Source organism: Mycobacterium sp. NGS69, from assembly GCF_059812165.1.
Window position 1 is genome coordinate 169165 of record NZ_JCALCD010000004.1, and the last position, 20290, is coordinate 189454.

A 20290-nucleotide genomic window follows, 5' to 3' on the forward strand; every position below is an offset into this window, starting at 1 on the left:
CCCGACATTAGTCGCGCGTGAGCTTGCGGTGGGTCACTCTGTGCGGCCTGGCGGCTTCCGCGCCGAGGCGTTCCACCTTGTTTTCCTCGTATGCGCCGAAGTTGCCCTCGAACCAGAACCACTTGGCCTCGTTGTCCTCGTCGCCCTCCCACGCGAGGATGTGCGTGCACGTGCGGTCGAGGAACCAGCGGTCGTGGCTGATCACCACGGCGCAGCCGGGGAATTTCTCCAGCGCGTTCTCCAGCGAGCTCAGGGTCTCGACGTCGAGGTCGTTGGTCGGCTCGTCCAGCAGGATGAGGTTGCCGCCCTCCTTCAACGTGAGCGCCAGGTTCAGCCGGTTGCGCTCACCGCCGGACAGCACGCCGGCCGGCTTCTGCTGGTCCGGCCCCTTGAAACCGAACGCCGACACGTAGGCCCGCGACGGGATCTCGTTCTGCCCGACCTCGATGTAATCCAGCCCGTCCGAGACCACTTCCCACACCGTCTTCTTGGGGTCGATGCCGGCGCGGGTCTGGTCCACGTAGCTGAGCTTGACGGTCTCGCCCACCTTGACGGTGCCGCTGTCCGGCTGCTCGAGGCCGACGATGGTCTTGAACAGCGTGGTCTTGCCGACCCCGTTGGGGCCGATGACCCCGACGATGCCGTTGCGCGGCAGCGTGAACGACAGGTCCTTGATGAGGGTGCGCCCGTCGTAGCCCTTGTCGAGGTGGTCGACCTCGACCACGACATTGCCCAGCCGCGGCCCCACCGGGATCTGGATCTCCTCGAAGTCGAGCTTGCGCGTCTTCTCCGCCTCGGCGGCCATCTCTTCGTAGCGCTGCAGGCGCGCCTTGCTCTTGGCCTGCCGCGCCTTGGCGCCGGACCGGACCCAGGCCAGCTCCTCGGTCAGCCGCTTCTGCAGCTTGGCGTCCTTGCGGCCCTGCACCGCGATCCGCTCGGCCTTCTTCTCCAGGTAGGTCGAGTAGTTGCCCTCGTAGGGGTAGGCGCGGCCACGGTCGAGCTCGAGGATCCACTCGGCGACGTTGTCCAGGAAGTACCGGTCGTGGGTCACCGCCAGGATCGCCCCCGGGTAGGCGGCCAGGTGCTGTTCGAGCCACTGCACGCTCTCGGCGTCCAGGTGGTTGGTCGGCTCGTCGAGCAGCAGCAGGTCCGGTTTGGACAGCAGCAGCTTGCACAGCGCGACCCGGCGCCGCTCACCGCCGGACAGGTTGGTGACCGGCTCGTCGGGCGGCGGGCAGCGCAGCGCGTCCATCGCCTGCTCCAGCTGGGAGTCGAGGTCCCAAGCGTCGGCGTGGTCCAGCTCCTCCTGGAGGCGACCCATCTCCTCCATCAGTTCGTCGGAGTAGTCGGTGGCCATCAGCTCGGCCACCTCGTTGAAGCGGTCGAGCTTGACCTTGATCTCACCGAGGCCCTCTTCCACGTTGCCGCGGACCGTCTTCTCCTCGTTCAGCGGCGGCTCCTGCTGCAGGATGCCGACGCTGGCGCCGGGGGCCAGGAAGGCGTCGCCGTTGTTCGGCTTGTCCAGGCCGGCCATGATCCGCAAGACGCTCGACTTACCGGCGCCGTTGGGGCCGACGACACCGATCTTGGCGCCCGGGAAGAAGCTCAACGTGACGTCGTCCAGGATCACCTTGTCGCCGTGCGCCTTGCGGACCTTCTTCATCGTGTAGATGAACTCAGCCATGCCGCGGTTTTGCCTTTCTGGTCTTTGAGAGAGATCTCGCGACCATCCTAGGCACCGCGCGGCGGCGCCGATCCCGCAGCTAAGCCGATAGCGGCAGCGGCCCCGTTTCGGCGGACTCGACGCTGTCGCCGGCGTCGGCGTCCTCACCAGCGGCGTCGGCCGCGTCCGTCGCGGGCGCGGCGGCCTCGGTAGTCGGACCGGTGTAGCCCGGCTTCTCGATGCGCACGATCGCGCGGGACACGTCCGGCCCGACCGACGTCGCGCGCATCTCGAGAGATGAGCGGCGGTTGCCGTCGCGGTCCTCGTACTCGCTGGTGTACACGTGGCCCACCACGATGACCGGCGCGCCCTTGCCCAGCGCGGCGCCCACGCCGGTGACCAGCTTGCCCCAGCAATTGACGTTGATGAACAGCGAGTTGCCCGGCTCCCAGCCGCCATCGGCCGTGCGCCGCCGGGAGTTGCTGGCGACGCGGAACTTAATGACCTCCTGGGTGCCGACCTGGCGCCGCTCGGGGTTGTTGACGATGTGGCCGACCACGGTAAGCGGTGTTTCGAACATGGGCTGATCCCTTCTCGGTTGCATTTCTCTGTGGTGGCCATTGACCCCGCCACTACCGACGGGCCCAGGGCAATACGGGCTTCGCACGCGGCGCCTGTGGAAGAACCCGTGGCTGTGGATCAGTGCTTCAGGCGGTGCTGGGGCGCGCCAGCCAAGTTGACTGGTACCATATCTTGTACCACTAGCAAGGAGGCCCGCGTGGCTATCACGGCGAGCGAGGCGCGCAAGAACCTGTTTCGTTTGATTGAAAAGGTGAACGTCGACCGGATGCCGGTTGAGATCACGTCTAAGGCTGGTCGCGCGGTGCTGATGTCCGCCGAGGACTGGGAGGCATGGCAGGAAACGGCGTACCTGTTTCAGTCCCCGGCGAATGCCCGCCGGCTTCTCGACGCCGCTGACGCTCTGGACCGGGGCCGCGGGATCCGGGCTGACCTCGCCGAGTGAACATCGTCTTCTCGCCTCAGGCGTGGGAGGACTACCAGCATTGGCAGACCGCCGACCGTGCGGTGCTCAAGCGGATCAACAAGCTCATCGCGGACGCGCGCCGGTCGCCGCAAGAAGGCATCGGCAAGCCGGAGCCGTTGAAATACGGGCTCGTTGGCGCTTGGTCTCGGCGGATTACCTTGCAGCACCGACTCGTCTATCGCGTCGTCGGCGATGACCTTCAAATCCTCCAGGCCCGGTATCACTACAGCTAGTCGGTTGCGGCCGTAACCTCATGGCGAAATTTCGCCGCAAATATCGCCGTGGCGTTACGCTCGCGGACTCGGGCTACCGGGTTTTTCGCGCCTCGCCAGTTCGGCCAGCATCGCGTTGTAGGCGGCCAGCTCGGCGTCGTCGTCCAGATCGGCCGCGCGGTCCAGGCGACGGGCGGTGCGCTTGTCGGTGCGCGCCCACTGCACGAGCAGCGCGATCATCACGATCACCAGCGGCACTTCGCCCGCCGCCCAGGCGATTCCACCGCCCAGCCGCTGATCACCCATGAGGTCGGTGTGCCAGCTCAGCCCGAGCGAGCGGTAGTAGTCGGCGCCGAGCACCTTGCGGGTGCCCATCAGCACCACCCCGAAGAACGCGTGCAGCGGCAGGGACGCGAACACGACGCCGACCTTGGCCAGCGGCGGGATCGGCCGCGGAGTGGGGTCGACGCCGATAACGATCCAATAGAACACGTACCCGCTGACCAGAAAGTGCACGTTCATCGCCAGGTGCCCGGCATGACTGCTGACCGCGGTGTCGAAAAGGTTCGAGAGATACAGCCCGTAGAAGCCGGCCACGAAGAGCACGGTGGCGACGATCGGGTTGGTGGCGAACCGTGAATAGCGGCTGTGCAGCGCCACCAGCAGCCATTCCCGCATCCCGGGCGGATCGTCGCGGCCAGCGGCGGGCAGTGCCCGCAGCGCCAGGCCGACCGGGGCGCCGAGCACCAGCAGGATCGGCACCAGCATCGACAGGCCCATGTGCGCGACCATGTGCATGCTGAACATCGCCGGCATGTAGCGGCCGACGCCCGACGAGGTCACGAACAGCAAGGTGAGGCAGCCCAGCAGCCAGGACACGGTCCGCCCCGGCGGCCAGTGATCGCCGCGGCGGCGCAGCCGCACCACCGCCGCCACATATACCGCGGCGAAGACGATCGCGGCGGTGCCGAAGATGAGATCGAAGCGCCAGTCGAACAGGATGCGCACCGCGGTGGGCGGGCCGTCGAAGTCGTAGCCGATCTCGGCTTCGGGGATGGTGGGCAGCCGGGCCGGGGGCGGTGGCGGCGCGGTGCGGCCCAACCCGACAGCGATGCCGAAGGTCAGGCCGAACACCGCGGCCTCGATCAGCGCGAGCCTGATCAGCAGTCTGCGCGCCCGCGGCACGCCCGGATCGCCTTGCAGCGCAGCCACTCCCGAGCGCCGCTGGCGCCAGCCGAGGACGCCCAGGACGCACAGCGCGACGAACTTGGCGACGATCAGCCGGCCGTACCCGGTGGTCAACAGGTCGGACGGCAGCACCCGCACCAGGGCGTTGACCAATCCACTGAGCGCCATCGCCACCCAGCACCACAGCGCGATCGTCGAGAACCGCCGCGCCGCCAGGCCGATGTGGTCACCGTCGCGCAGCCCATGGGCGAGCAGGGCGAGCAGGCCACCGGCCCACACGCTGGCGGCGACGAGGTGGATCAGCAGGCTGTTGGTGGCCAGGTCGTGCGAACCGCCGGCCGACGAATGACCGGTCAGCCCGAGCGGAATCAGCGTCACCAAAGATCCGGCCAGTAGCAGCGGCGTCCACGACCAGCGCAGCACCGACAGGCTCGCCAGCGTGATCACCGCGGCCAGGATCGCGGTCCAGCGCCAGGCCGATGCCGTGTTGATCAACCCGGCCAACGACCAGATCGTGCCCGGGTCGAGGTCGGCCACGCGGTGACCGGACACATCCGAGATGGTCAGCGGGACAAGCAGGGCCGCGCACACCGCCCAAACCCCCGACGCGACCGTCCCGAGGCGAAGCGCGCGGTATCCGCCGGCGTCGAGCACGCCGCTCTTTTGCGGTGGCACCAGGAACGCCGCGAACAGGAAGGACCCGACGGCCAGCACCGCGGCGATCTCCCCCACCGCGCGGACGAACGGCAGCCCCAGCGTGGTGGCCGGGCCCGGATCGGGCAATCCGGTCGCGGTCAGGGCGCCCGCCGACGAGAGCGCCCCGATCCCCGCGGCCGTGCAGCCCGCAAGTAGTGCGACGCCGATCAGCGGCGGCCACACCCGCGCCCCACGGGTGGCCACCGGCCGGTCAACGGTCATGTAACCAGGGTATTGGGCGCTTGCCGGCTACTGAGCTTGGCTCTCCCGCCGCTCCCGTCGCGCCTTGACTTCGCGGGCGACGAACTGCTCGCGCGCGATCCGGCCGACGTAGTCGGAATCCTCGAGGATGTCGCGCAGCTCCTGCCGGAAAGCTGTCCGCCGTTCGGCGAGGTCGGCGGCGGGCGCGATCAGATCCTGGTCGACGACGACCTGGTACGCGGTGGCGAACAGCAGCGTCGACACCGATTCGCTGCTGCGGACCCTGGTCTGCGCGACGTATTGCCGGCCCACCCCGAGTGCGGACTCGGTCAGCTCCTTGGGCCCGACGTCGGCCGGCGCGTCGCGCAACACGTCGGCGACGATCTCGTAGGCCTCGAAGAACACCCGCAACATGGCGTCGGCCATCAACGGACGCTTGGCGAACAGCATCGCGTGGATCTCGTCGCCGCCGGCCCTGACGTGCGCTTCCCAGTCGTCGTTCCACGCCATCTCCTCGGCGATGTGGTCGCGGAACGCCGCCGAGTCGGCGAAATAGAAATCGAACTTCAGCAGATCCCGCAACCTCATGGCCTGCGCCCAGAACGCCCCGACGCGGTCGCCTTGCGGATCGGTGACGCGCCTGGCGTGCGCCAGCGCGAGCTCGACGATCGAGGTCTCCAAAAAGGCGTGTATCAACGAGTTTCGATAGAACGCCGCGGCGTGTTGCTGGTCGGGCGCGATGCGCCACACCGGCTCCCGGCCACCGTCGATGCGGGTGATCGGATGCCCACTGGACAACGTGTCGACCGCGGCGAGCACCCCGTCGCGCCGGCGCAGCCGCAAGGCGCTCGTCGACATCGGGATTTGCCTGCGCTCCAAGTAATCCAGCGAGTCCTGCAGGGTGTGGTGCAGCTGGCCGAGCGTCAACGCGGCGCCCCGGGTGGTCAGCAGCAACGCGCACACCAAACCCGTCGCCGTCACCGGCGTCGCCTGCAGGATCCGCCACGCGACCTCAAACGACATCTTCTGCAGCGCAAGCCGTTTGGCGTCCTCATCCAGCGCGCGCGCCCCGTGCGGCGCGCCGAGGTACTGCCGCATCGAGACCGCTTCGGGGAAGCGCACGTAGATCTTGCCGTAGTTGCGTTCGCCCTGCGCCTTGATGAAGTTGTAGAGCCAGACGACGCCCTCCGGTGTCTTCTCGCCGCCCCGGGCGTAGGCGGCGTACTCCGCGGTTTCGTGCAGCTGGTCGAAGCCGATCGACACCGGCTGCAACAAGATGTCTTCGCTGCGGGCGTCCAGGTACGCGTCGGCCACGTACGAGAGCAGACCCAGCTTGGGCGGCAACATCTTTCCGGTGCGCGAGCGGGTGCCTTCGATAGACCAGCTCAGGTTGAACCGCTTCTCGACGATGTAGCCGACGTACTCGCGCAGGACGTACTTGTAAAGCGGGTCGTCGCCGATGTTGCGGCGGATGAAGATGGTGCCCGCGCGGCGCAGCAGCGGACCCATCACCCCGAAAGACAGGTTGATGCCGGCGAACACGTGCACCGGAGGCAGCCGGTTCTCCTGCATGGCCACCGGCACCACCGCGCCGTCGATGTAGGAGCGGTGCGAAAACAGCAGCACCGCCGGATGGGTTTCCAGCGCGGCGCGCATGGCGGCCACCTGGTACTCGTCGTAATCGATCTCCGGGTCGAATCCGCGGCTGAGCGCCCTGCCCAGGACCCCGACCAGGTCGACGGACACCCGGCTCCACCCGGTGGACAGTTCGTCGAGCATCTTGCCGGCTTCCTCGACGGTGGCGCCGGGGATCCTTTTCAGGCCGGCGCGAAACCGCGTGGACGCCAATATCTCTGGCTTGACCAGCCGTGGGGACTTGTATTGCGGCCCGAGAATCCGGTATTCGGCGCGCTCCAACGCCAAGATGGCGCGACGGGTGACGAAGTGCGCGAAGTCGTGTCCGTGGTCGCCGACGGTGGTGTCGCGCCACTGCTGGCGCAATTCGGAGACCTTGGCCGGCTCGCCGGCCACCACCCGTGCGCGGTGCGGGTCGGCGCGGATGATTTGCCGTTGCTGACGTGGGTTGGGGTGGTAGGGATCCTGACCGGGAAGGAGCCCGGCGAGCTTGGCGATCCGGCCGCGATTGGCGGGCGGCAGCCAGAACACCCGCACGGGCACGACCGAGCGGTCGTCGTTGGATTCGGACTCGAGACGCTTAACCAGCTCGGGTAGCGCCGTGGGCGGCGCATTGTCTTCGGGCAGCGCCAACACCTCGAACGTCGCGTCGGGGTTGGACGCGCGCTGCTGACCGACCCACGCCATGACCAGTTCCCGCTCGACCGGGGAGACCATGGACGCCAATATCAGCGAGTCTTGTGCGGCGAGGACTGCGCTGATATCCGCGGCCGGCTTGGTCACTGGCGCCCTCTCGGCGCCGCACCGGGCGACTCCCCACTGACGGTTCCCTGCCCGCTGGGCCGTTGCGCCTCACCGTCTTTGAGGGCAACCTCGGACTCGTTCGGGTTCGCCTTCGGCGGCTTTGCCTTGGGCGCGGCCTTCTTCGCGGCGGCCTTCTTCGTCGGCGCCTTGGCTGCCCCCTTCTTGGGGGCCGCCTTCTTGGTCGTCGTCTTGGCGGCCGCCTTAGCCTTTTTCGCCGCTTTCCTCACGGCGTACGGACCGACCTGCGGCAGTTCGTCGACGGGCCAATTGGCCAGCGTGTCCAGATAGAGCTGACGTACCTCGGCGATGCGCTCGGGCAGCGTATCAACGGTCCAGTCGTCCACGGGGATCGGCGGGAACACCGCGACGTCGACCGTGCCGGGGTTGATGACGGTCGAGTTTCGGGCGGCGACGATCTCGGCGTTGCGGATGACGATCGGGACGATCGGGATTCCCACCGCCATCGCGATGCGGAAGGGGCCCTTCTTGAACGGCCCCACTTCGGTGGTGTCCACCCGGGTGCCCTCCGGCGCGATCACGATCGAAAGCCCGTTGCGGGCCCGGTCTTCGACCGTGTGCATCGTCTCGACCGCCGCGACCGGATCGTCCCGGTCGATGAACACGGTGTCCACCAACTTGCCGAGCGTGCCCATGATGGGGTCTTTTTGTAGCTCCTTTTTGCCGACGCCGACCCAGTTGTCGCGCACCAGCGCGCCCGCGATCACCGGGTCAACCTGGTTGCGGTGGTTGAAGATGAACACCGCCGGCCGCTGCGCGGTGAGGTTCTCCTCGCCAATGACGTTGAGCTGCACCCCAGCGATCGCCAGCGACAACTGGGAGAAGGTGGAGGTGAAGAAGTTCACCCCGCGGCGCCGGCTGCGGGTCAGCACGCCGATGCCCACCGCGCCGGCGGCGACCGGGAACATCGAACCGAAGCCGGCGAGCGTCCGTATCTGGCGCCGCAGGCCCAGTCGGCCCCGGCTGTCGAATTTCAGGATCGGCCAGCCGCGGCGCTTGGCCACCGCGGCCATCTTCCCCTCGGGGTTGGTCGGCCGTGGATTGCCGACCAGGTACATCAGGGCGACGTCCTCGTCACCGTCGGCGTAGAAGTAGCTGTCCTTGAGGTCGATGCCGTTCTCGGCGGCAAACCGTTGCACGGCAGCGGCTTTGCCCGGTCCCCACAAGATCGGCTTCTGCACACCGCCGGTGAGTATCCCGTCCTCGTTGGTCTCGAACTTGTTGGTGAGCATGTTGGAGATCCCGAGGAAGCGCGCCACCGGGTTGACCTGAATGGTCAGCGCCGACGAGCTCAGCACCACGGTGTGCCCGCGGGCGACGTGTGCCCGCACCAGCTCGCGCATCTCGGGGTAGATCCGCGACTCGATCCGTTGCACGAAGAGCCGCTCGCCGATCTCCTCCAGGTCGTCGAGCAGTCGCCCGGCCAGCGCCGCGGCGGCCTTGCCGATAAGGTCTTCGAACTCGATGCGTCCCAGGGTGTGGCTCAGGCCGGCCTGAACCATGCTGAGTAGCTCGCCCACACCCATGTCGCGGCGCAGCAGCCGCTCCTGGGTCAGGATGACGGCGGTGAACCCCGCGACCAGCGTCCCGTCCAGGTCGAAAAACGCGCCGATCTTCGGCCCGGCGGGACTGGCCATGATCTCGGCGACCGACCCGGGCAGCCGCATGTCGCCCGACGGCTTCTGTTGTGCGCCAGGGTTTTCGGCCTGCTCCCGGGCGGGGCTCATGAGCTCGCCGCCGATCGCGCGGAGGCTGCCGGTTCGGCGAAGGAGGCGGGCACCGCGCGCGGTGCCGGGTCACCGGCCAGCGCCAGGATCTCGTCGAAGCCCTCCAGCAGGCACTGGGCGAACAGCGGCTCGTTTCGCACCGAGGCCCGGTCGTAGCGGACGGTGATCGTGCACCAGCCTCCCCGGGAGATCAGCACCACCATCATCGCCACGCCGGGCAGCGGGCCGATGCCATACTGCCGCAAGACCTTTGCGCCGGCGATGTACGTGTCGCCGGGATACACCGGGACGTTGCTGGCCTGCACGTCGGAGCCGATCACCGAGCCGGTTATCCCCTCCAGGACCGGCGTGGGCAACACGCTCAGCACCGGGGCGATGGAACCGATGATGTTCATCGCGGGCTCGTCGCGGCGCTGCGTCATCTGCGCGCGGATCTTCTTCATCCGGGCGACCGGATCGGCGGTGCCCAGCGGCGCCGCCAGGTTGACGCCGGTGAAGCGGTTGCCGCCGGCCGTGTCCGCGTCGGCGCGCAGGCTCACCGGCACCGCCATCGGCAGCGTGCTGATGGGCACGCCGAGGGCCACGTGGTAGCGCCGCAGCGCGCCCGACAGGCCGGCCAGGTAGGCGTCGTTGATCGATCCCCCACCGGCTTTCGCGGCCCTGTGCAGGTCGGAAAGCGGAATGTCGATCGCTTCGGTGCGCGTGGCAAGGCTGCGCCTGCGCAGCAGCGGCGACGGCTCGGCGGCGCGGTTCATCACCCGCATGCCCGACACGGCGTATTCGACCACTCCGCCGACCGTGGACACGGGGTCGAGCACCGCCTTGCCGGCCGCCGACACCGCCCCGGCCACGGCGCCCACCACGCCGTTGACGATCGCGATGGGCAGGCGGTTGATGCCTTGGCGCATCAGGTCGTTGGGCGTCAGGTCCTGTGGGACGGGTTGCGGCGGCGTCGGCCTGGGCGGCGGCTCGCGCTCGAGGTCATAGATCTCGGCGAACATCTCGACACCGCCGACACCGTCGGTGACCGCGTGGCTGACATGCAGCAGCGTCGCGGCCCTGCCGTCGGCCAGCCCCTCCACCAGAGTGGCGGTCCACAGCGGCCGCGAGATGTCCATCGGCGACTGCAGGATCACCTCGGCCAGGTCGAACACCTCGCGCAGCGTGCCGGACCCCGAGACCCGCACCCGCCGCACGTGGAAGTCGAGGTTGAAGTCGGGATCGACCACCCAGCGCGGTGACGCCGTCGGCAACGTCGGTACGACGACCTTCTGCCGCAGCCGCCGCACCCGTCGGGAGGCGTTTTCGAAGCGGCTTCGGAACCGATCCCAGTCCGGTGTGGTGTCGAGGAGTTCGAGCGCCATGATTCCGGACCGAGTCCGAGGGTTGGCCTCACCCCGATGCATCAGATAGTCGACCGGTCCGAGCTCGTCGGACAATTGAACGGCCTCGACCGCCTCAGCCATGATCGTGAACTCGACGCGCCAACGTTGTCACCGCTGACCAAGCCTCCTGCCTGGGACCCGCAAACCGGATTGCTCACCCAACGCTAGTCGGCTGGCCGCGCTGGTGAAAGGCGCGATCCCGTCGGCGAAGCGGCGCCCGGCTCAGCTAGCCGTCGTCGCGGACAGCGGCAACGAATGCGCCAGCGAGCCGACGCGGCGGCCGTAGACGACGCCGAGGAAGTCCGCGACGGCCCCGGCGGCCAACCGCGACCGCACCGTCGGGGTGATGTCGAACGCGTGGTGCGCGTTGGCGAGTTCGGCGTAGCCCACCGTGGCGGCCCCGGCGTCCCGGAGGGCTGCGCAGAAGACGCGCGCCTGGCCGCTGGGAACCAGTTCGTCTTTCTCGCCGTGCAGCACGAAGAACGGTGGGGCCTCGCCGTGGGCGTACGTGATCGGCGACGCCGCCCGGAACCTGTCGGGGTTCTCGCTGTAGCGGGACTTGAGAACGAAGTGCTCGAGGAACGGCAGCATCATCTCGTGCATGTTCTCGAAGTCGGTGAAATCGTAGACGCCGTAGTACGGCGCGACGGCCTGGACGGTGGTGTCCGCGTCCTCGAATCCGGGCTGGAACGCCGGGTCGTTCGGGGTGAGCGCGGCCAGTGAGGCCAGGTGACCGCCCGCCGACCCGCCGGTGATCGCGAGGAAGTCGGGGTCGCCGCCGTAGTCGGCGATGTTCTCGCGCACCCACGCGATCGCCCTCTTCACGTCGATGAGGTGTGTGGGGAACGTGCAGCGGGGACTCTTGCTGTAGTTGATCGAGACGCAGATCCAGCCGAGCTCCGCCATGTGGCTCATCAGCGTGTAGGCCTGATGGCGCTTGCCGTTGACCGCCCACGCCCCGCCGGGTACCTGGATGAGCACCGGCGCGCGCCGGCCAGGCGCCAAGTCATGGCGCCGCCAGATGTCCAGCAAGTGTTCACTGCCGCCGGGGCCGTAGGAGATGTCGGACGTTTCCGCCGCGTACCGCCGGTGCGGCCCGGGCCTGCGCAACAGCCCGCCCCGCGAGGGGGCCTCGGACTGGACGTAGGCCGGGTGGCTCACCAGGTCACGGAAGTCCGGCCCGAAGCACTCGACGAGCGCGGCGGTAAGGGCTTCGTCGGCTTTTTGCGCGGCCCACGTGGTACCGACGCGGCCGATGGCGGGTCGCGAGACCCGGGACAGCGCGTGCCCCGTCACCACGTGTGGGGGAAATTCGGTGGAGAGCCAGCCGGCAACCCAACCGACCGCGAACGGCGAGCCGCGCAGCAACAGCGCGCCGGCGCGATACGTGTCCCTGGCGTCGGCCGCCAGTCGCAATGCCTGCGCACCGGCCTGCGAGCACCGCGAAGTCAAGTTCAAGGCCACGCTCATAACAACGCACCCCTCGACGTTAGGCACACGCCTCGTTGCGGTTAACGGCTGATGATCAGCCGGTGTTGTACGTGTGTCGAGGCCTCACACCATAACCGATAAGTGCCGTGGCGGAAGACTTTTCGGGCGCGTCGCGTTCCGCGAGTCTTTCGGCGTGTCGCGTTCGATAGACTGACCTGCACATTGCCTCCGTAGCTCAGGTGGATAGAGCAAGGGCCTTCTAATCCCTAGGTCGCACGTTCGAGTCGTGCCGGGGGCACCGGTTTTGTGTATGACCTCGGCTGATGCTTGACATTTTGCCTTCGGGTGATGCCTGACAGTGTTTCGGCTGATGCTTGACAGTTACTTCGGTTGATCCTTGACACTCCCTAGATGAGGGAGTTGAGCGTGGCTGAGCAGCGGTATCAGGCCGTGTCGACGGTTGATCGGCGCGGCTATTTGGTCGCTATCCCCGCCCGGTATGGGCAAAACGGAGGACTAAAGTCCCTACCCCCTGGGGGTATCGGGACGGGATGCTGGGATTTCAGTGGACACCACCATAGAAAGAAGGAGTCCAATGAAACCCGAAATGCGGAAATCAGCCGCCCTGCTTGTCGGTGCGGCCATGCTCGCTGCAGCCGGATTCGGCCTTGGCGGCGGTCAGTCGGTAAGCATCGCGACTCCATCGACGACGCCGGAACCGGGCCCGTCGTCCGTCGTGGCGCCAAAGAGCGCGACCCCACCTCAAGGTGACGCACCGAATGGATGCGTTGCCGGCTTGAACTGCGGCCCTACCCCGTCTAAGCCGTCCAAACCACACCCCTGACCGCACCCGATTGGTAGTGGTCCACGGCTGTAGTTCAACTTCCCCGGCGATATACGGGGCACGCAAGGCCAGATGCTGCGCTGCTGCGTCATCGGGCCCTGCATGCGTGATCTGAAAGAGGACAGCCAACATGCCCGGTGCAGACGAACATCTCGGTGTCGTGGTCGGTGTCGACGGGTCAACTCCGTCCAACGCGGCGGTACGGTGGGCTGCCCGTGAGGCGTTACTACGCAAACGTCGGCTCACCCTCGTGAACGCGATCGGCACATCGGCGCTGCCGTGGCCAGCTGCGCCCATGCCCGCAGAGTGGCGCCAACGCGAGGAACTCGCTTCCCAGACGATCCTCGATGACGCGCTCCGGATCGCCGAAGACACCACCGAGAACGGTGTGCGGGCTGAAATCGAGAGCCAATTTCTCCACTCCGCGGCGGTGCCCACTTTGCTAAATATGTCCAAAGACGCCGACATGGTGGTCGTCGGCGCTCGCGGACTGGGTGCGATACGAAGCGTGTTGCTGGGATCGGTCAGCACTGGACTGATCCATCATGCCTGCTGCCCCGTTGCCGTTATCCACGATGGGGCTTCCCCGCAGTCAGCAGCCTCTCACGACTCAGTGCTCCTGGGAAACGATGGATCACCAGTCTCCGAGCTAGCCACCGCGATTGCATTCGAAGAAGCCTCGCTGAGGGGCGCAAGATTAGTTGCTCTGCACGCCTGGCTCGACGCCGACATGACACATGTCGCGAGCCTGGAAGAGTCGGCCCAGCGCTCGGCGGCTGAGGAAACCCTGGCCGAGCGATTGGCCGGTTGGCGGGAACGTTACCCCGATGTCGGGGTAACCCGGGTCGTGGAATACGACCGGCCAGCCACTCATCTTCTCGAGCACGCCAAGTTCGCACAGCTTGTTGTCGTCGGCAGTCATGGCCGTGGCGGGTTTGCCGGAATGCTGCTTGGATCAGTCAGCGCCAAGGTGGCGCAAGCGGCCCACACCCCGGTGATCGTCGCCCGCAGCCGCTAGCCTGAGCGCCTCGGGGCAGGTATCGAAAGGCCAAAGGCGACGGGTGGCCCCCTTCAGACGGCCCCCTAATCCCTAGATCGCACGTTCGAGTCGTGCCCAATTTTTTGCGAGCCGGTGGCGACGCTGGGCGGCTCGGATTCGGCCCTCCAATCACCCGTCGGCGGCGTCTGCGGCGGCGATCAACGCGCTGCCCAGCGTCCGCGCTTCGGTCGCGGTGACGACCGGGCTGTGCGGGCCGTCAATGATGATCTCGCGCTCAGCGTGTCCATCCACGTACTGCCGGCCGATGACCGACACCACGATGTCGCCGCTGTGGGCGCCTCGCCCGCGGTCGGCAACGCGCTTGATCCGCCACTCCGGGCCGTCGAACACCCGGAAGGCCGCCGCGAAGTTCCCCCACTCGTCGACGCAGGTCGCCCCGCTGGGTGCTGCAAGGTCGAGATCCATCGCCAGTTCGTTTCCTCGACCGCGCGCGTGGGCTGTGGTCATGGTTGGTTCTCCTTGCACTTATGGGCGAACGGGCCCGGGTTAGTCACTTGACTACATCACAAAGCATGACTGTAGTCAACTGACTAACTCTCATGACCTTTTCCGGCGCGCGTGATTGTGGTCACGCCCGTCGGCACAAGATTCGAGCAGGACAAGACCTGCCGACGACGGCAGCTTCCCGCGGGCATACAACCGGCCTAGCCCTGACGTCGGGGGCGCTGGTCAGCCGCATGACTTGGCTGGTGCGTGAGGGCGGTTTCGGTTGATCCTCGACGGCCCGCATGTCAGCCCGGTTGACCCAAGCACCTCACCAGCGCAGGAAACCCGCCAGCCCGGTTCCCGTGTTGAAGCCACCCGAGTTGCCGATGCTGGTGCCCGAGGTGTTGTTGTTTCCGAAGCCCGAGTTGAAGCCATCGCCGGAGTTATCGAAACCGGTGTTGAAGCCGCCGACACCCGAGTTGAAGAAGCCGATGTCGGTGCCGCCGTCGCCACCGTTGAAGAAGCCGACGTTGCTGCCGCCACTGCCGTAGTTCCCGTAGCCCACGTCGCCGCTGCCGCTACCCGAGTTGAAGAAGCCCGTGTTGAAGGTGCCGCTGCCCGAGTTGAAGAAGCCCTCGTTGTACCCGACGTCGCCGAAGTTCCTGTAACCCGAGTTGAAGCCCCCGCTGCCCGAATTGAAGAAGCCCGAGTTGCCGTCGCTCGAGTTATAAAACCCGGAGTTGCCCGTGCCGGTGTTCCCGAAGCCCGAGTTGCCGGTGTAGTTGCCTGTGCCGCCGAAGCCGGTGTTGACGTTGCCCGAGTTCCACAAACCGGTGTTGGTGTTGCCCGAGTTGAACAACCCCGTGTTCGCCGAACCCGAGTTGAAGAACCCGGTGTTTCCGGCCAGCATCGACGCCGTGGTGGCACCCCCGCTGTTGAAGCCGCCGGTGTTCCCCACGCCCGCATTGTCGAAGCCCAGGTTGTCGGTGCCCGCGTTGGCCCAGCCCATGTTCAACGTGCCCGAGTTGAAGAGGCCGACGTTGTCGGTACCCGCGTTGAACAGACCCGTGTTTTCGTCGCCCGTGTTGAAGAAGCCCGTGTTGCCGGACAGGGTCGACCCTTCGAATACGCCGCCGCCACCCGGGTTGAAGCCGCCGGTGGCGTAGTCGCCGGCGTTGAACAAGCCGGTATCGAAAAGGCCGGTGTTGCCGATGCCGGTGTCGGTCGTGCCCGAGTTCGCAATGCCCCAGTTGTGGTCGCCCGTATTGAACAAGCCGGTGTTGCCGTTGCCGGAGTTGAACATTCCGCTGTTGCCCGCGCCCGAGTTGAACAAACCGGAGTTCCCGCTCCCCGAGTTCCACCCACCGAAGCCGATCTGGTTGTCGCCGGTCAGTCCGATGCCAATGTCATGGTTGCCGGTGTTCGCCAAGCCGAAATTGCCATTGCCCGTATTGCCGAGGCCCACATTGAAGCTGCCGTTGTTGCCGAAGCCCAGGTTGAAGCCAACACCGTTCGCGTTCATCCCGCCAAAGCCAATCTGGTGGTCACCGGTCAGGCCGATGCCGATATCACCATTGCCCTTGTTGCCAATGCCGAAGTCGAAGTTGCCGAGGTTCCCAAGGCCCATGTTGTAGCTCCCGGAGTTGCCCACGCCCACGTTCAGAATGGACAGGTTGCCGCGCGCAGCTGCGATCGTTTCTCCGTTGCCGATGCCGATGTTGCCGCCACCGACGTTTCCGAAACCGACGTTGAATTCCCCGATGTTGCCGTTGCCAAGGTTGAAGAAAGACGCGCCCGGTGAGCCCGCGTAGGCGTTTCCGTTGCCCGCTCCGATGTTGTAGGAACCCCAGTTGCCGAAGCCGAAGTTGAGGTTGCCGCCGGCGGGACCGCTGTTGCCGCCGCCGAAGTTGAAGCTGCCGTAATTGCCGCTGCCCACGTTGCCGCTACCAATGTTGCCGATGCCCAGGCTCGGCAGGTTCAGCAGGACGTTGGCGGCCTCGTTATCCGCATATGAGGCCGCGCCCGCGACCAAGTTCTGGACAAACTTTGCGTGAAACTCAGACGCCCGGGCGCCGAGTGCCTGATACGAGAGGCCATGTGCGTTGAACAGCGCCGTGATGGCCGCCGATACCTCATCGGCGGCCGGTGCAATTACCCCCGTGCTCGACGTCGCCGCCGACGACATTGCCGAGATGATGCTCGACCTGATGCTCACCAAATCTGTTGCCGCCGCCGCTATTACGTCCGGCGCCGCGCTCACAAATGGCATTGCCGCCTCCCAAGATCTCGTAACAAGTCCGCGATGAACTCGCCATCGTTGGGAGGTATAAAGAGTCGAAGCGAATCGGCTCCCGCAGTGGCAGGCCGAAGGATAGCCTATCCTAATCAATACGACAACCGGGCCACGTTGCCCGTGACGCGACCGAATCTTCGGGCATGGGACGCAAAGGGCAGAACTGGCTCGCAGGACAAGCGAGAATGGCGGCCATGGACGAGACAGAGAACCTGGGTATCGACGTATCGCTCTTCTGCCCGGCACACCACCACGTCGGCAACCTCAGAAAGTTTGGATCCCAGATCGGCTTTGAGCCCAGAGGCGGACAGCTGGCGGCCTGGCCGCCGTACCAGACGGACTCCTGGTGGGAAGTCCGGTGCCCCGATGGCTGCCCCGGCGTGTTTGGCGGTGCCGTGGATCCGATCCGCCAAGAGGTGAAGCGGCTCGCCGAAGACCCCCGACGGACGATCGCGCATTACACGCTGAAGCAGGTGGGCTAGGACCCGGTGCCGGCCGACGGGTTGAACGCGCCATGAATGTCTCGGCAACATCGGCGGGCGCGGTCTAGCACCGGCGGCCGCGCAGTGGTTCGATCGAAATCGAAAGAGATGCAACGATTTCAGGAGAATTCATGGCAACTCTGCCAGTCCAGCGTCAGCCCAGAAATCTAATGCCCGACCTCACCGAGCTCTTCGGTGGCGCTCCCCTGTTGGCCGGCCTACGTCCCCTCTTCGACCGCAACCTGCTGCGCGTCGAGGACGGGATGGACGACGGCCGCTACGAGGTGCGCGCCGAGATTCCCGGGGTCGACCCCGCGAAGGACATCGACATCACCGTGCACGACGGGATGCTCACCATCAAGGCCGTACGCAGCCAGGCGGTCGAATCCCACGGCCGCTCCGAATTCAGCTATGGAGCCTTCGCGCGCTCCGTCCCGCTGCCCGCCGGAGCCGACGTCGACGACGTCCACGCCACCTACGAAAAGGGCATTCTTGCCATCTCGGTGCCGGTGCCCAATGGTGCGCCGGCGGCGAAGCGCATCGAGGTCCAAACCCGCGAGTGACTCCGCGGCCGGCCGGCTACTAACGCACCCGCCGCCCGCGTCCGGTAATGCGATGCGGGCGGAACGTTTCGATCCCGATATGTCAGCATGGGAACCGTGAACGCGCGCCCATTGGCTCGTTTTCTCGGTTCCGCGGTGGTGACAACCGGGGCGGCGCTGCTGAGCGCGCCGATCCTCGCCCCCTCCGCCCCAGCCGCTGCCTGCCCCGACGTCGAGGTGACGTTCGCCCGCGGCACGGCCGAACCACCTGGCGTTGGTGGCGTCGGGCAGGCGTTTGTCGATTCGTTGCGCTCGCAGGTTGGGGGTCGGACCCTTGGGGTGTACGCCGTCAACTACCCCGCGACCGAGGATTGGCCGCCGTCGGCGTCCGCCGGCGCCGGCGACGCGAAAGCTCACGTCCAATCCATGGTGGCGAGCTGTCCCAACACCAAGCTGGTGCTCGGCGGATACTCGCAAGGCGCGATGGTGATCGACCTGATCACCATCGCCCGGGCGTCGATTGCGGGCTTCAACGCCGACACGCTGTCGGCGGACGAGGCGGATCACGTTGCCGCCGTGGCGGTCTTCGGGAATATGGCGGACCGGGTAGTCGGGCCGATGAACGAGGCCAGCCCGTGGTACGGGGCCAAGGCCATCGACTTGTGCGCGCCCGGCGATCCGGTTTGCTCACCGGGCGGGGGCCTGTCACTGCCCACGCATGACGACATGTTCTCGCCGGCGCACCTGTCGTATCAGCACTCCGGGATGCCCAGTCAGGCCGCGTCTTTCGTGGCGAGCCACCTCTGAGCTGCTTGTCAGCCCCACCAATTCATTGATTCGGTTGGTATACCGTCGGCGGTCCGAAATACGGGCCGTCGAAGCAGCTCGGCCCGAATTGCGCCGCGCACTTCAGGACGTCCGCCGGGACGGGTGCCGGCGTCGTCGTCGGCTCGGTCCGCTGGAAGGTGAATTTCTGGGCGATCGCGCGTGTGCCGCGATCGCAGGCACGGTAGGCGGGGAAGGTCTGCAGCCCGTATTTCTGCCACGACGGGTCGGTGGCTACCTCTACTTGCCACTGCTGGTCCACGACGTTCCCGCAACCGGTGTCATACCCACCCGACGGCTTGGGGCCAATCAACACATACATGCCGCTTACGCTCGCTTGGGCGGAGCCGGACACCGTGAGTTTGCCGTTGACCAGCGGACCGACCCTGAGCCCGCTATCGGGCGACCCGGTTGCCGAAATGGTGGTAGTCGCTGATTGGGCGGTAGTCGCTAGCGTTGACTGAGAGTGTGCAGTCTCGTGGCTGAGCAAACCGATGGAGGCAGGGATCGCACCGATAATCGCCGCGCCGACCGCGAAGAGCCCTGTTATCTTGGCCACCGACATCGGGTTGCCGGGTTCCTGTGCATGCGATGCCATGGTTCTACCCCAATACGCAGAACTTGTAGTTAGTAATTGTGTTGCCGGATGGCATTTTCCATCGCACTGATCGCCGAGGTGTCACGCGCACATCGACGTCGGGACGCTGCGGTCCGACCTCACGTGCACATGATGCTTCCGCTCTCAGCGCCGTTAAATTTTGGTCTCTGAATTGTCACGCAGTATCAGCGGAGGGCCACGAGTAGTTCGCTACTCCATTTCCGTTGGCATCGCCCGGCGTTCCGTCGGCTGCCAAGGGTCTCGGCGCGAAGGTCAGGGAGCGAGCCGGACAAAGCCCGGCGACGGATCCGCCGGGATCCCACCGCCGTTGCCCCCGGGGCTACCACCGCCGTTGCCACCGCCGGTATTACCACCGCCGCCACTGCCCGCGGCGCCGCCCGGTTGGGGACCCGCGGCGGGAGGCGCCTGCGGAGGCGGCGGCTGTTGCGGTGGGGGCTTCACCTGTTGCGGTGGAGGCGGCGGCCGTTTAGGCGCGGACGGCGCCGCGATCGGCAACCGCGGCGTCTGGATCTGCACCGCCTGCGGAGGCGGTGCCGGAACCTGCGGCGGGTTCGGATCATCAATCTCGCCGGCCGGTCGGATATACCCAGTGATCCTGCGCCCCGGATCTTTCCATCCGGTGGGATTGGTCCGGATCGAGGCGATCTTGCCGCGATCGTAGGGGCAGTAAGCCCCCACCGCCGCGGTGATGAAGCGGGCCTCGGTGCGCGCGAGGCGGCCGGGGGTGTAATCGCGCTCGCCCGGATCGATGCCAACCGCGTTATTGACCATCGCGTCCACCAAACCGGCCGCCGACATGCCGGCATCGAGGGTGCGACAAACGTCATGCGCGGTTTCGATGAGGCTGGGCACGCCGCGCAGCGCAGGGATGCCTTCTTGATCGAGCAGCGCCAGGAACTGATCGTCCTGGTTCGAGTCGGCCACCGCCGCACTGCCGCGCAGAATTGCAGCTCCAGTTAGCACCACAACGGCGGTAACCAGGGCACCGGAATGGCTGATGGTGCCGGTGAACATAAGAGGGTTTTCCGTTCTGATCGGGCCGTCACGCGACGGGCGAATTGCCATCTACACCACGTACGTGCGCCCCCCTCCGGTCCACGGCGCACGTGCCAAACGTTGCTAACCTAGAATCCGTTCACCATTTGTTCATCATTTGTTAACCATTGTGTTCATAATAAATCACCGCGATTCCGC

Annotated in this window: 17 protein-coding genes, 1 tRNA gene and 1 pseudogene; 8 read left to right on the forward strand and 11 right to left on the reverse strand. The window is 66.5% G+C overall.

The annotated features are described in order from the left end of the window. Nucleotides 1–7: 7 nt before the first annotated feature. Nucleotides 8–1684, reverse strand: a complete 1677-nt coding sequence (ettA, locus tag AC5Y2S_RS13590) for an energy-dependent translational throttle protein EttA (protein ID WP_499956644.1) — start codon at nucleotides 1682–1684, stop codon at nucleotides 8–10. Between the two features lie 79 nt (nucleotides 1685–1763). Continuing rightward, on the reverse strand, nucleotides 1764–2243 hold the full coding sequence (locus tag AC5Y2S_RS13595) for a single-stranded DNA-binding protein (protein ID WP_499907490.1): 480 nt from the start codon (nucleotides 2241–2243) through the stop codon (nucleotides 1764–1766). A 198-nt stretch (nucleotides 2244–2441) separates the two neighbouring features. Here AC5Y2S_RS13595 and AC5Y2S_RS13600 point away from each other — a divergent pair, with 198 nt between their 5' ends. Together AC5Y2S_RS13600 and AC5Y2S_RS13605 are read left to right on the forward strand one after the other, a co-directional pair. Continuing rightward, nucleotides 2442–2687 carry a type II toxin-antitoxin system Phd/YefM family antitoxin gene (locus tag AC5Y2S_RS13600; RefSeq protein ID WP_499956645.1) on the forward strand — a complete coding sequence of 82 codons (246 nt, stop codon included), beginning with the start codon at nucleotides 2442–2444 and terminating at the stop codon, nucleotides 2685–2687. Continuing rightward, on the forward strand, nucleotides 2684–2941 hold the full coding sequence (locus AC5Y2S_RS13605) for a Txe/YoeB family addiction module toxin (protein WP_499956646.1): 258 nt from the start codon (nucleotides 2684–2686) through the stop codon (nucleotides 2939–2941). The genes AC5Y2S_RS13600 and AC5Y2S_RS13605 overlap by 4 nt, the downstream gene beginning before the upstream one ends. A gap of 54 nt (nucleotides 2942–2995) precedes the next feature. Here the strand turns inward: AC5Y2S_RS13605 and AC5Y2S_RS13610 are convergent, their stop codons facing one another. From AC5Y2S_RS13610 to lipQ, 5 genes are all read right to left on the reverse strand, one after another. Beyond that, nucleotides 2996–5026: a bifunctional copper resistance protein CopD/cytochrome c oxidase assembly protein gene (locus AC5Y2S_RS13610; protein WP_499956647.1), complete on the reverse strand. Its 2031-nt coding sequence runs from the start codon at nucleotides 5024–5026 to the stop codon at nucleotides 2996–2998. A 27-nt stretch (nucleotides 5027–5053) separates the two neighbouring features. After that, the gene (locus tag AC5Y2S_RS13615; protein ID WP_499956648.1) at nucleotides 5054–7423 is read right to left on the reverse strand and encodes a glycerol-3-phosphate 1-O-acyltransferase; all 2370 of its coding nucleotides are present in this window, start codon (nucleotides 7421–7423) and stop codon (nucleotides 5054–5056) included. After that, on the reverse strand, nucleotides 7420–9189 hold the full coding sequence (locus tag AC5Y2S_RS13620; protein WP_499956649.1) for an HAD-IB family hydrolase: 1770 nt from the start codon (nucleotides 9187–9189) through the stop codon (nucleotides 7420–7422). The genes AC5Y2S_RS13615 and AC5Y2S_RS13620 overlap by 4 nt, the downstream gene beginning before the upstream one ends. After that, nucleotides 9186–10655 (reverse strand): WS/DGAT/MGAT family O-acyltransferase, encoded by a 1470-nt coding sequence (locus AC5Y2S_RS13625; protein ID WP_499956650.1) that lies wholly within the window; start codon nucleotides 10653–10655, stop codon nucleotides 9186–9188. The genes AC5Y2S_RS13620 and AC5Y2S_RS13625 overlap by 4 nt, the downstream gene beginning before the upstream one ends. A gap of 141 nt (nucleotides 10656–10796) precedes the next feature. Next, the gene (gene lipQ / locus AC5Y2S_RS13630; RefSeq protein ID WP_499956651.1) at nucleotides 10797–12044 is read right to left on the reverse strand and encodes an esterase LipQ; all 1248 of its coding nucleotides are present in this window, start codon (nucleotides 12042–12044) and stop codon (nucleotides 10797–10799) included. Nucleotides 12045–12229: 185 nt separating this feature from the next. On the opposite strand from lipQ, the gene AC5Y2S_RS13635 reads away from it, so the two are divergent. Both AC5Y2S_RS13635 and AC5Y2S_RS13640 read left to right on the forward strand, forming a co-directional pair. After that, nucleotides 12230–12303: transfer RNA gene (locus AC5Y2S_RS13635), tRNA-Arg, on the forward strand. A gap of 676 nt (nucleotides 12304–12979) precedes the next feature. Beyond that, nucleotides 12980–13867, forward strand: a complete 888-nt coding sequence (locus AC5Y2S_RS13640; RefSeq protein ID WP_499956652.1) for a universal stress protein — start codon at nucleotides 12980–12982, stop codon at nucleotides 13865–13867. A gap of 150 nt (nucleotides 13868–14017) precedes the next feature. On the opposite strand, the gene AC5Y2S_RS13645 is transcribed toward AC5Y2S_RS13640, so the two are convergent. Beyond that, nucleotides 14018–14356 (reverse strand): hypothetical protein, encoded by a 339-nt coding sequence (locus AC5Y2S_RS13645; protein WP_499956653.1) that lies wholly within the window; start codon nucleotides 14354–14356, stop codon nucleotides 14018–14020. 307 nt (nucleotides 14357–14663) lie between these two features. Beyond that, nucleotides 14664–16535, reverse strand: a pseudogene (locus AC5Y2S_RS13650) (PE domain-containing protein); the annotation flags it as partial. Here AC5Y2S_RS13650 and AC5Y2S_RS13655 point away from each other — a divergent pair. The 4 genes from AC5Y2S_RS13655 (at nucleotide 16438) to AC5Y2S_RS13670 (ending at nucleotide 18459) form a co-directional block, all read left to right on the forward strand. Beyond that, nucleotides 16438–16641, forward strand: coding sequence for a hypothetical protein (locus AC5Y2S_RS13655; RefSeq protein WP_499957075.1), 204 nt, complete (start codon nucleotides 16438–16440; stop codon nucleotides 16639–16641). The pseudogene AC5Y2S_RS13650 and the gene AC5Y2S_RS13655 overlap by 98 nt on opposite strands. Before the next feature lie 181 nt (nucleotides 16642–16822). Then, the gene (locus AC5Y2S_RS13660; protein ID WP_499956654.1) at nucleotides 16823–17110 is read left to right on the forward strand and encodes a hypothetical protein; all 288 of its coding nucleotides are present in this window, start codon (nucleotides 16823–16825) and stop codon (nucleotides 17108–17110) included. A 131-nt stretch (nucleotides 17111–17241) separates the two neighbouring features. Then, nucleotides 17242–17673, forward strand: coding sequence for an Hsp20/alpha crystallin family protein (locus tag AC5Y2S_RS13665; protein WP_499956655.1), 432 nt, complete (start codon nucleotides 17242–17244; stop codon nucleotides 17671–17673). Nucleotides 17674–17769: 96 nt separating this feature from the next. Next, nucleotides 17770–18459 (forward strand): cutinase family protein, encoded by a 690-nt coding sequence (locus AC5Y2S_RS13670; RefSeq protein WP_499956656.1) that lies wholly within the window; start codon nucleotides 17770–17772, stop codon nucleotides 18457–18459. Between the two features lie 22 nt (nucleotides 18460–18481). Here AC5Y2S_RS13670 and AC5Y2S_RS13675 read toward each other — a convergent pair whose 3' ends face one another. Both AC5Y2S_RS13675 and AC5Y2S_RS13680 read right to left on the reverse strand, forming a co-directional pair. Continuing rightward, nucleotides 18482–19075, reverse strand: coding sequence for a hypothetical protein (locus AC5Y2S_RS13675; protein ID WP_499956657.1), 594 nt, complete (start codon nucleotides 19073–19075; stop codon nucleotides 18482–18484). A gap of 273 nt (nucleotides 19076–19348) precedes the next feature. After that, on the reverse strand, nucleotides 19349–20110 hold the full coding sequence (locus AC5Y2S_RS13680; protein ID WP_499956658.1) for a DUF732 domain-containing protein: 762 nt from the start codon (nucleotides 20108–20110) through the stop codon (nucleotides 19349–19351). Between the last annotated feature and the right edge of the window lie 180 nt (nucleotides 20111–20290).